The sequence below is a fragment of the uncultured Nostoc sp. genome, assembly GCF_964247315.1.
Taxonomy (GTDB): Bacteria; Cyanobacteriota; Cyanobacteriia; order Cyanobacteriales; family Nostocaceae; genus Nostoc.
The window spans coordinates 1-11,473 of sequence record NZ_CAXTTT010000175.1 but is presented as its reverse complement, the minus strand read 5'-3'; the positions used below and the strand labels follow the sequence as shown (position 1 = coordinate 11,473).

General features: G+C 36.6%; 12 protein-coding genes. 7 read left to right on the top strand and 5 right to left on the bottom strand.

What is annotated here, in order from left to right; translation table 11 throughout:
- The first annotated feature begins 917 nt into the window (after nucleotides 1-917).
- The 4 genes from ACFE93_RS31935 to ACFE93_RS31920 are packed head-to-tail and all read left to right on the top strand — an operon-like array spanning nucleotide 918 to nucleotide 6,438.
- Nucleotides 918-1,478 (top strand): Tn7 transposase TnsA N-terminal domain-containing protein, encoded by a 561-nt coding sequence (locus ACFE93_RS31935; protein ID WP_375479719.1) that lies wholly within the window; start codon nucleotides 918-920, stop codon nucleotides 1,476-1,478.
- A 37-nt stretch (nucleotides 1,479-1,515) separates the two neighbouring features.
- On the top strand, nucleotides 1,516-3,642 hold the full coding sequence (locus ACFE93_RS31930) for a transposase family protein (protein WP_375479717.1): 2,127 nt from the start codon (nucleotides 1,516-1,518) through the stop codon (nucleotides 3,640-3,642).
- 2 nt (nucleotides 3,643-3,644) lie between these two features.
- Nucleotides 3,645-4,871 carry an AAA family ATPase gene (locus ACFE93_RS31925; protein WP_375479715.1) on the top strand — a complete coding sequence of 409 codons (1,227 nt, stop codon included), beginning with the start codon at nucleotides 3,645-3,647 and terminating at the stop codon, nucleotides 4,869-4,871.
- Nucleotides 4,861-6,438, top strand: a complete 1,578-nt coding sequence (locus ACFE93_RS31920; protein WP_375479713.1) for a TniQ family protein — start codon at nucleotides 4,861-4,863, stop codon at nucleotides 6,436-6,438. Before ACFE93_RS31925 ends, ACFE93_RS31920 begins: the two co-directional genes overlap by 11 nt.
- A 985-nt stretch (nucleotides 6,439-7,423) precedes the next feature.
- On the opposite strand, the gene ACFE93_RS31915 is transcribed toward ACFE93_RS31920, so the two are convergent.
- Nucleotides 7,424-7,555 carry a hypothetical protein gene (locus ACFE93_RS31915; RefSeq protein WP_375479721.1) on the bottom strand — a complete coding sequence of 44 codons (132 nt, stop codon included), beginning with the start codon at nucleotides 7,553-7,555 and terminating at the stop codon, nucleotides 7,424-7,426.
- Here ACFE93_RS31915 and ACFE93_RS31910 point away from each other — a divergent pair.
- Nucleotides 7,506-8,072, top strand: a complete 567-nt coding sequence (locus tag ACFE93_RS31910; protein ID WP_375479711.1) for a thermonuclease family protein — start codon at nucleotides 7,506-7,508, stop codon at nucleotides 8,070-8,072. The genes ACFE93_RS31915 and ACFE93_RS31910 overlap by 50 nt on opposite strands.
- Before the next feature lie 96 nt (nucleotides 8,073-8,168).
- Here ACFE93_RS31910 and ACFE93_RS31905 read toward each other — a convergent pair whose 3' ends face one another.
- The 3 genes from ACFE93_RS31905 to ACFE93_RS31895 form a co-directional block, all read right to left on the bottom strand.
- Nucleotides 8,169-9,050 carry a carbohydrate ABC transporter permease gene (locus ACFE93_RS31905; protein ID WP_375479709.1) on the bottom strand — a complete coding sequence of 294 codons (882 nt, stop codon included), beginning with the start codon at nucleotides 9,048-9,050 and terminating at the stop codon, nucleotides 8,169-8,171.
- Between the two features lie 153 nt (nucleotides 9,051-9,203).
- Complete coding sequence (locus ACFE93_RS31900; protein ID WP_375479707.1) at nucleotides 9,204-9,542, bottom strand: type II toxin-antitoxin system PemK/MazF family toxin; 339 nt, start codon at nucleotides 9,540-9,542, stop codon at nucleotides 9,204-9,206.
- Entirely contained in the window at nucleotides 9,529-9,753 is a 225-nt protein-coding gene (locus ACFE93_RS31895; protein WP_375479705.1) for a type II toxin-antitoxin system ParD family antitoxin, read from the bottom strand. Before ACFE93_RS31895 ends, ACFE93_RS31900 begins: the two co-directional genes overlap by 14 nt.
- A 97-nt stretch (nucleotides 9,754-9,850) precedes the next feature.
- On the opposite strand from ACFE93_RS31895, the gene ACFE93_RS31890 reads away from it, so the two are divergent.
- Nucleotides 9,851-10,165 (top strand): BrnT family toxin, encoded by a 315-nt coding sequence (locus ACFE93_RS31890; RefSeq protein ID WP_375479703.1) that lies wholly within the window; start codon nucleotides 9,851-9,853, stop codon nucleotides 10,163-10,165.
- Entirely contained in the window at nucleotides 10,128-10,403 is a 276-nt protein-coding gene (locus ACFE93_RS31885) for a BrnA antitoxin family protein (protein ID WP_375479702.1), read from the top strand. Before ACFE93_RS31890 ends, ACFE93_RS31885 begins: the two co-directional genes overlap by 38 nt.
- A gap of 286 nt (nucleotides 10,404-10,689) precedes the next feature.
- On the opposite strand, the gene ACFE93_RS31880 is transcribed toward ACFE93_RS31885, so the two are convergent.
- Nucleotides 10,690-11,445: a hypothetical protein gene (locus ACFE93_RS31880; RefSeq protein ID WP_375479700.1), complete on the bottom strand. Its 756-nt coding sequence runs from the start codon at nucleotides 11,443-11,445 to the stop codon at nucleotides 10,690-10,692.
- Nucleotides 11,446-11,473: the final 28 nt, after the last annotated feature.

Genomic DNA, 11,473 nt, shown 5'->3' with positions numbered 1-11,473 from the left:
TTGACAGAAATTGGGAAGGGTGTGTCTGTAATTAAAGTTGAGGCAGATGCACTGAACGCAGATATTCAATCAGCGCTGAAATCAATTGAGCAAGCGCTGAGTGTTCCTTCAGCCACAGGCTAGTTTAAGACATGGCAATGCCAGTTCCTGATTAACATTTGATTGCTGTTAAATCTTATTATTCATAATCACATAAATCAGTAATAAAATGAATATATGAATATAAATAAACTTCAGATTTTATAATATTGTACCTATATTTTTTTAAACAATAAAACAAACAAACATATCATTTTAATAGACAAATAATACACTGTTTCATTAACAAAGTCCAAAATTATATACACACTGTTTTCAATACATAAAACAACTAATAATCTATAGTGTTTCGGCCAAACAATGATATAAAATTGTATATACAATGTTTTCAATAAATAAGAAAAGTAATAATCTATAGCGTTTCGACCAACAAATGATATAAAATTGCATATATACTGTTTTCACTAGATAAGAAGAGTAACAGTCTATAGCGTTTCGACCAACAAATGATAACCGTATTATTTAGTATATATTATTAATAATTTTTTTAATAAATTCAGTAATTTTTCTCTATGCAACTGTAGTTAAATACTTATTTAATACTTCTACATCTGCAAATAAAGGGAGAAATAATTTCTTTGAGGCTTAAGCTGAATTTTTGTCAAAAATCTTTTACATAGACTAGATTCATTTAGATATACTAAACACCACTAGGCGATAAATTTAGCTATCTAATCTGGATAAATAGGTTAATGTATAAAAATTTACCTTGCTTTGAAAAATTTAAATTATCAGCATAGTATATTCTGTTTGCTAATGAGAATGGCTCAATTTTAGAGCGTTCTTGGTTGACATGAAGAATAGAATAAGGAGCTTTAATGCTTACTGATGAAAAATTTAATGAATGGTTTTATAAGCGTAATTTCTCTGAACAGTCTCGAAAGGTTTTAGAACAAATTCGATGTTCTGAACCATCACGCCGTGTAGGAGGAGGTAAAAAGAATGTTTCTGGTCACTACCCCAGTCGCAAGATGGGAGTAACAATCCAATTTGAATCTCATAAAGTTGAGCTTCCTTTTATTTATCAGATCGAACATGATGAAGATGTCTTGGAGTACTATGATCAACCACCTTCTATCAAGATTAGTTATCAGTCAGAAAATGGACGTAATCTAGGTTTTTACATAACTCCAGATTTCTTTGTTATTCGTACAAATTCGGCTGGTTGGGTGGAGTGCAAAACTGAAACTAAGCTACAAGAACTTGCTAAAAAAAGTCCTAATCGCTACTCTCTGGGAGAAGACGAACAGTGGCACACTTCGCCTGGAGAAACCTATGCTGAACAATTCGGATTTTTCTTTAGACTTTGGTCAGATGCAGAAGTTAATTGGGCTTTACTTCGCAATATAGAGTTTTTAAAGGACTACTACCGTGCTTGAGATATGTCCAGTAAGAGAGTCTGCACAAAATACAGTTTTGTCTTTAGTATCGGGTCAACCTGGAATTACTCTTGCTGAGTTAATTCATCATGCAAAGGGAGTTACCCCGGATGATATTTACTTTATGATTGCTCATAAAGTAATTTATGTTGATTTAACTGCTGAACCCTTAGTTGAAGCTAAACGCTGTTCTGTATTTGCTGACCAATTAACAGCTAAAGCTTATACCTGTTGTGATGAATCACAGGCAACAGATGATATTATAACTTCACCATTGATAGATATTGTCCCTGGCACACAAGTTTCTTACGATGGAAACATTCTAACTAATGTTCTAGTTGGAGAGAATTGCATTCTGCTTGAAACTGAAAACAAAGAGCCAACTGAACTAGAATGGAATGCCTTTGATAATTTGGTGCGTTTAGGAAAAATAAGCAGTATTAAAAACGAGTTTAAGAGTCAGTTGAGTGTTGAAAAAATAGAATTATTAAGTAAAGCAAGTGAGCAAGATTTAAAAGAGGCGAACGATCGTTATTTTAAGATAAAGCCATATCTTAATGGACAGCCGATTACAGCAAATACAGAACAAGTGCGTTCTTTAAGAAATTGGCTTCAGAAATATCACAAGGCTCAACAGAAATATGGCTACGGCTATCTTGGATTAATACATTTTGCAAATACAAAAGGCAATCGTAGTCGCAAATTAAATGAATTTAGTATAGAAACAATAGATAAATTTATTACAGAAGACTATGAGACTAAAAAACAAAAGCGAAAGCAAGCAACTTATAATATGTTTGTTGCTTTCTGTTCCAATGCTGGGATTCCTGACAGCCAAATTCCCAGTTATAAAACTTTTATCAATGAGATTAAGCGACGTTCAGGTTATGAACAGATTCAGAAGCGTGAAGGTTCCCGCGCTGCTTATCCACTGGAGCCTTGCTACTGGGAAATAGAGTTAACCACTCCTCGTCATGGGGAGTTTCCCTTGCATATTGGTCATATTGACCACACTGAATTAGATATTGATCTCAGGTGTTCTCGTACAGGTAAATCTCTTGGGAGGCCTTGGGTAACATTTTTACTAGATGCTTTTACCCGACGCATTCTAGCAGTATACCTCACCTATGACCCACCTTCATATCGTAGTTGCATGATGGTGTTACGGATTTGTGTCAAGCGCTATGGAAGAATACCTCAAATTATTATCACTGATAACGGCAAAGAATTTCACAGTACTTATTTTGAAACTCTTATGGCTTTGTGTGAATGCACATTAAAGCATCGACCCGCAGGTAAACCAAGGTTTAGTGCAATCTGTGAACGCTTGTTTGGAACAACTAATACTCAATTTGTCTATAGCTTGCAGGCTAATACTCAAATTAGGAAGAAAGTCAGACTGATGACCAAATCAGTAAATCCTGAAGAATTATCTTTGTGGCCACTCGGTCTTTTATATTTATATCTTTGTGAGTGGAGTTATGAAATTTACGATACTACTGAACACTCAGCCTTGGAAGGACACAGCCCACAGGAGGCATACATAGCAGGACTTGCCCAATTTGGCAGACGTGACCACAAGAGAATACCCTATGACGATAATTTTCATTTTCTTACCTTACCAACTACAAAACAAGGAGAAGCTAAAGTTCATCCAAATAAAGGAGTGAAAATTAATTATAAATATTACTGGGCTAGCGCCTTTCGAGCTCCTCAAGTAGTCAACACCTATGTCAGTGTTCGTTATGAACCTTTTAATGCTGGAATTGCCTATGCCTACGTTAGAGGAATTTGGGTTAAGTGTATTAGCGAATATTATACTCTTTTCCAAGGACATTCTGAAAAGGAGATTGAGCTTGCTAGTGCTGAGTTGAAAAAACGCCATAAAAATTACGCCAGTAAATACAAAATGCGAGCCAAGCATTTAGGGGAATTTATCACTAGTGCAGAGGCTGGGGAAAAATTACTAAAACAACGCTTGTGCGATGAACAAAACCAAGAAGTATTCCAGGTAATTGAAGGTGGGTTGCCAAATCTTTACCCATATAAGAAATTACCAGAAGTTAACAAAGATATTGACCATGAGAAGAGAAGATTGCCTATTGATTCAGTGTTTAGCCAACCAGTCGACCCAAGCAAACTTACACTCTTCAAGAGCTATTAATTATGTCTGAAAATAGGGAATTTCCACCTGAACTTCTCAATCAATCAACAAAGGAACGGCTTGATTACTATAGTAATAAATATTTCATGCCTCATCCGCATCTCGATAACGCTTTTAATAGCTTGAAACGGCATATCCAATGCTGCGGAGATTCACGCATAGTTTTAATTACTGGCCCAACTGGAGTAGGTAAGACAACATTACTAGAGCTTACAAAAAATTGGGTAAATGAAATGGCATTACCGACTTTAGAAGCTGAAAAAGGATGTATCCCGGTTGCTGATGTTGAAGTAACTCTCCAAAAATCTGGACTTTTCAATCCTAAAGACTATCTTAAACGTTGTTTACATGCCCTGAGTGAACCTGAAAATCTTATTAAACATAAGATTGATTATGGTGTTCGGGGTATTTCTCGAAATGACAAAGGAGAAATTGTTATCGAGTCAAGAATTTTAGAAACTGAACTGGGATGGGCATTAGAACAAGCACTTAAACAACGACATCCTCATATTTTCCTAATTGATGAGGCGCACCATCTGCTTTCAGTAGCAAGTGGGCGTAAACTTACTGATGTGCCGGAAGCCATTAAGTCCTTAGCAAATCGAACAAAGGTTTTACATGGCTTATTTGGAACTTATGAATTGCTAACTCTCCAAGATATTGGGGATCAATTAAGCCGACGTAGTCTATATATCCACATTCCCCGATATAGTGCCGAATTTATAGAGGATATAGAAATATGGCAGAGTATAGTTTGGAGCTTTCAGCAGCATATTCCAACTGATGAAGAGCCTGATTTCTTATCTCATTGGCAATATCTGTATGAGCGCAGCCTTGGATGCGTGGGAATTTTAAAAAATTGGACTAGTAATGCTCTTGGCGATGCTTTAGAGGAAAACGTTAAGACTGTCACACTCAAACATTTAGAACAGCGTGCGCTATCAGTAGGTCAATGCCAGAATATACTCAAGACGATTAAGGAAGGTGAAAACAGATATGCAGTTATAGAAGGAAATGTAACTAATCTACAAAAAGAACTGGGTTTAAAATCAGAACCGAAATCTAGAGCTGATTTAATATTAGATATATCTTATCAGGAACAACTAATATCTCATCAGGAACAACCAAAACAACAACAGGAAATTACACAACCACAGAAAGGTCGCACAGATGTTGGTCTGCGTAATCCTAAGCGCGATCAAGTTGGAATTGCAAAAAATGCTGAATGAAGAAAATTTAACTATTTATAAGTCGTTAAATTTGCAAAAGCCTGCTATTCCGCCACGTAGCCACTTATATTCCTTGGAACCTATTGGTGTAGGAACGCCTTATACTGAAAGTTTAACTAGTTATATTACTCGACTTGCAGAAGCTCATTGTGTTCCTACAGGCCGCTTAATTTATACTGTAATAAATTCACGTTATCAAGAAGAATCTTTCTTGGATAGCCAGCAAAAAGATACATTTAATTTAATCGGTTCTTCTACACACCACAGAGCTTTAAATGGAATTGGTATAATAGCAAATCGCTTAATTCATACGTTGGAAAGGCTAACGCTACGTAGTGACTTACGCTTCTTAACAATGGTCACTTGGAGTGAAGTAATCTCTGATCGCAGTTTATTTCGACCTTCTAGGGCTTGGTGTCCAATATGTTACGAAGAATGGCGTGAAGCAGAAACTAATATATATGAGCCTTTAATTTGGGGGCTAGACCAAGTTAAAATCTGCCCAGTTCACTATCAAGTTTTGCAAACATTGTGTCCTTACTGTGACAAAAAGCTATTTTCATTAGAGTGGTATTCTCGACCAGGATACTGCTCCAAATGCCAGAGATGGCTAGGAGCTACCTCAAAGCTAGTATTATCAAGTATTCCGGTTTTATCCGAAGACGAATTGTATTGGCAACAATCAGATATAGGTAATATAAAACAATTAATTGCTAATGCACCTAATTTTTCATCTCCCATTAAGAGAGAAAAAATAAAAAACTTTATAATAGCTTTTGTAAATGAATTTTTTAATGGGAATTTTACTTCATTTGCAAATGCTATTGAAACTTCGCAAGTCACCGTATACAAATGGTACAATGGCAAGACTGCTCCTAAAATTAGTTCTCTTTTAAAAGTTTGTAATTTTATTGGTATTTCTCTATCTGATTTTTTAATTAGAGAATTTAATTCAGTTGATTATAGTTTTTATGTAAATAATTCTAATCAAGAAGAATTAAAATATTGTCCAAGTAGAAAGAGCATTGATGTACTTCAAATGCAGCAATTACTACATACAGCTTTAAAAGAGTATCCACCACCAACATTACAAGATTTAAAAGAACGTTTAGGAATTAAATCAGCAAGCTATTTTAAGGAAAAATTCCCTCGTTTGACTCTTGAAGTATTATCTCGACGTAAAAAATATAAAATAGATGATTTAGAAAAAAGATTATCAAATTTTTTGTTAGATCAAGAGAAAAACAATAAGGTTCCGTCTTCCATCACATCAATTGCAATAAAAATGAAAGTTAATCACAAAACTTTGTACAAATATTTCCCGGATTTATACAATGAAATTAAAAAAAAATATATAACTTATACGCAGCAACATAAACTTCAAATTTTAAATCAAAATTATTATGAAATTCGTAAGGCAGTAATTGAACTACACAATAAGGGTATTAAGCCAACTTCTGGAAAAATAATCAAAATTATTGGCGTACCAAGAGTAACGTTGAACAAGCAAAATCATTTAATTTTAAAAGAAATATGGCTTGAACTTGGTTATATAGAGTTACTTTAAAAGATATATTTATAATAAACCTCTTACACGAATCAAGAAAAGAGAGCAAGTTCGTAGTTTGTAAGTCAAGCAATCAAGTTGCAAAGTAAAGCAAAACATCTTCTACGATTACGATATTGTTCTTTGAGGATGCGAAAAATCTTCAATCGACGGTTGATATATATGTTCGCTAACAACAGTTAGCCTAGCTAAGTTACGATTGTGGTGGCATTCTGGAGTAGATAAATCAGCACCACGAGATTTTTTAGTGGGAATGCAGCTATGAACGAGTATGGAATTTAGCAACTCCTTGGTAGCCTTTATTAACTAAACACAACTGTGAACAATGGAATTTTACTTTGGTATTTTTTAGTAAGCGGAAGTCATGAACTGCGACTAATTCCATAAAAGGATGTTTTAAGCTGTTCCACATTTAACTTGCATATCTTGGACGGCCGAGACGCCCACCCTACAACAAATGTACAATTTCAGATTATGCAAACTAGATATGGTTTAGCTTAAAAGTCCTCAAGCGTGTGTTTCACTACCCTGGCTACCGAGAAACTGCTACGAGAGAAAAACCAAACTATGTAAACATAAGTAAATATGAAGAATAAATCTACCGAGGTGGCTAAAATATGGGCGCTCATTTAAGGGTGTTTTTGACTCGAGTCTAGAAAGCGTAGTTAAATGCTGCAAAGGTATACAAAAAGGGGCTTTAAAGTTACATCGAAATGGTGTATATGCTTTGGGAAGCCCGTGTTTTAAAATTAATCTTGAAACCAGGGATTATTTCGATATAAAAAGGTTCGTGCCGCTTTAAGCGAAACGCGACGCGAACTAGGTTTAGATGTTTTGATTTATTAAATTTTATTTAATCAGAGGCGTAGAGAGGCGTGGAACATCAATTACACATTAGTTTATGGTCATTTTGTCAAGTCTAAAAAATTGGAAGCATAATATTTCCGAGGTGCATTGGAAGCATAAGCTTTCCGTGACGGAAAAGTTATGCTTCCAGTGACAAGTTAACAAATATATCTTTGTATTTTGCTAATATCATCCCACAGAGGTAATGCAGGTAAGTTTGGATGGAGAAATTAACTAAACCAGTGCGATTTTGGCTTTGTGCAACTATCATAATTTTGAATTTGATCGGCTGCGATCGCTTTATCGGTAATTCTGGAGAACCAGTTGAGCGAGTCAGTGATGGCGATACTTTAGTAGTGAAAGATACCGATGGCAAAAATTTTACTGTGCGCTTTGCTTGTGTAGATGCGCCAGAGATAGCTCATACTAATAAAGAAAAGCAGAGTAGACGCATTAGCGATCGCAATCAATTTACTTGGGGTGTGAAAGCCCAAGAACGGGTGCAACAACTGGTGCAACAAGGAGGGTCGCGCGTGACTTTGAATATCACCGATAGCGATCGTTATGGGCGTAAAATTGCCGAAGTCCGTTTAAAAAATGGCACTTTTGTACAACAGGTATTGTTGCAAGAAGGTTTAGCAAAAGTGTATCGTCCTTATTTAAACAAGTGTCCTAGTAAAAACTTAGTTCAACAAGCCGAAACTGAGGCGAAGGCACAACGGCTCGGCGTTTGGAGCGATACTAAATTTATAAATCCTTGGGAATATCGCAGCCTATATAAGAAGTAGAAACTCTAACTGTTTTTAATTGAATGCACAACATTTTTTAGCATTGCATATTTGCGGTATAATTTAGCATCTTCCAAAATTCCCCCCCTGTCTCCCCTACTCCTCTCCCCAAGTTTGTAGTTGCAAATAAACTAGTACCAACGTTGCTGCTAATAACACAGTTGCTCCTGCTGCTGCATAACCAAAATCAAATTGACCAAAAGCCTCTTGGTAAATGTAGTAAACCAGCAGATTAGTCGAATTCAGTGGCCCACCGCCAGTCATCACATAAATTTGCTCAAAACTCCGCAATGTAAAAATTGCAGTAGTAATGATTGCAAATATCACAGTCGGGCGCAATCCGGGCAAAGTAATATACCAAAATTGTTGCCAAGCATTTGCTCCATCCAAATCTGCTGCTTCATAACGACTAGGAGGAATTGCTTGCAATCCTGCTAAAAAAACCACCATATTGAAACCCAGTTGTTTCCAAATACTCATTAAAATAATTACTGGCATTGCCCAAAATGTGTCTCCTAACCAGGGTATGTCTGAAATACCAAAAAAAACTAAAAGTCCGTTAACTGGCCCTGATGTCTGAAACAGCCAGCGAAATCCCAAACCTGCTGCCACAATTGAAATAATTGAGGGTAAAAAATAAGCACTTCGCAGGATACCCCGCAAGGGAATGGAGCGGTTTAATAGTACTGCCAATCCCAAGGAAATAACTAAACTGGGAATGATGGTGGCAACCGTAAAATAAAAGGTGTTACCCAGAACTTGCCAGAAGTCGGGGTTGAGTAGTAAGCGCCAATAGTTTTTTAAGCCTATCCAATAAATACCTTTTAAGGTGAAACTACCAGCAGTGAAACTGAGGTAGAACAAATAGGCGATCGGCCAAATGATAAAAATGCCCAGCAAAATTAATGCTGGTGCAAGAAAAATCCAGGCTGCTACTGTATCGTTATCCAACCACGACTTAGTATATATTTTTGGCATCTATAATTAACCCTCTTAGCTGTTATGACCCTCCGCCCTGATTCTACCCTTGGCTTGGTTTCTTCTACTATTAGTGATCGCTTGGGTAAGCTTTTGGTTCATAATTATCTCTAGTTGGAGTCTTTACTTAAACATCGCTATTTTTCTGCAAACTCAAACCAATCCCAAATGCAATTTTAACGCTGCATCAATTAGTACCATCATATCTTCGTTTAAACTACCCAATACTTCACCAGTAATTCGTTGCTTAGAAATTGTTCGCACTTGCTGCGCCTGTACTTTTGAAGGCTTCGTTAAACCACTAACTTCTGGATTAAGCAGAACTTCAAAGGGATAAATACGGCTCACATTAGAAGTAAGAGGTAAAATTGTCACGGTGTTAGCAGCAATATTACTTATATCATTACTGACAATTAGCACTGGACGACGTTTACCCATTTCTGAACCCATTACCGGACTAAGATTTGCGTAATAAATATCACCACGTTTCATCTATTAAACCATCTGCCACTGTCACATCCCAATCGTTATCAACTTCAGCAGATGCTTCTCGATAAGCTACCTCTAATTCTCGGTTTCGCAGCAATTCTAATGCTTCTTCAATTACTTGAGAACGAGATTTACATCCTTTATCCCGCTTGTAGTTTTCGACAAACTCCACTAAAGATAGTGGCAAGGAAATAGAGAGTTTTTCTACATTCATCTTCCTACCAATTAGTAGCAAAAATAATTCGTACTAATATCCTAGCTTAATCTCAAAGCCCAGCAGATCCGTTTGGCTAAGTGGCTGTAACTACAATTTGTCGTTACAATCAGGTCAGCGTAGCTGTATTTCTGTGATAGAGTTTGAATGGGATGAAGCAAAACGCCTTACTAATCTTCGCAAGCACGGAATCGATTTTATCGATATCCCAGCAGTATTTAATGGAGACACGATGACGGTTGAAGACGATCGCTACAGCTACGCAGAGCAGCGTTTCGTCACGTTTGGCTTGTTGCAAGGGCGAGTCGTTGCTGTTGTCCATACAGATCGTGATGATTTAACACGGATTATTTGTGCAAGAAAGGCAACCAAATATGAGCAACGAATCTATTTCGAGCAACTCTCAGACTGATTGGCAACGGCTTGATGCTATGAGCGATGAAGACATTGATTTATCAGATTCCCCGGAAATTACACCAGAACTGTTTGCTAAGGCAACAGTTCGCCGGGGTTTACCTGCGGCAAAAAATAAAGCACAGGTTACATTACGCATTGACAGCGATGTATTAGAGTGGTTTAAGTCGCAAGGACGGGGTTATCAAACGCACATCAATACCTTACTGCGAGCATATATGGAAGCTCATCGATAGTTAGTAAAGCTTTGAGAAAAAAGAAATAATTTTCTTTGCGATCGATGCTGTAGAATGGGTGAACTTCTGAAGCATTGCTTGGGTAAGCTTTTGATTCATAATTATCTCTAGTTGGAGTCTTTAGTTAAACTAAGTTTTGCGCGTACTTGATCAAGCATGTCTTTTTGCGGTTTGTGTGATTGCCTCATCAGCAACTATGTTAAAACCCTATTACGGCGTTGGTTAAAGACAGATAAATAAACTTTTTAACCCTTGTCCAGACTGGGTTATAAGTTTTATAACAAGTCTACTGCTTGTAAATAACCCAACCCCTAGAAGTCCATAACTTATTCGAGTTAGAATCTCCATAGCTTAGAATCTCATGTTTCGCCGACTTGGGGCATCCTGATTGACCTTGCTCACCAATGCAAAGGACATTCCATCCTTTATAAGTTGTTGCACTACTTGGTTGTACAGGTTCAAACGAATTATCTACTTTTTTGAAATTTTTAAATAAATTATTTAAGGAATTAACTTGTTGAGCAGTAAGTGCATTCATTTCAGAAATACCTTCAGAAATACTTTGAGGTATTGGCTTATCTGGAAATTGAATAACTTGATCTACAATTGGTAAGTTCCCTTCACTGCTTGATTGAATTGACTGATTTTTACCACTTAATGGGCTGTCTACTGCATTTTCATCAGTAAACATTGAAAAATAGCCTATTGACAAAACAAGAATGCTAGAACCAGCAGCAATTACAGCAATTATTCTGTTAAGTATATTTTTATGTAATTGTTCTAAGTTTTGATTATTTCTGTTCTGCGGTTCCAAAAAATCTTCTGCGGTTGCCCCACTCTTCTCAATTGATTTCGCTTCAATCTGCGCTACTTCCTGAGCAGAAAGCTCTAAAATATCCTGAAAACGTTGAAGTTCTTCACAAGTAGCATCACTGAGAGGATATTCAAACTGAATCGACTCTCTAAAAACCTGTTCATACTGCTGAAGCTTTTGTCGATGTTCCTCTAGAGCAGTAATATAGCGGTTCCTGATTGAGTGCAATACAGTATGGGATAATGGAGTATATTAA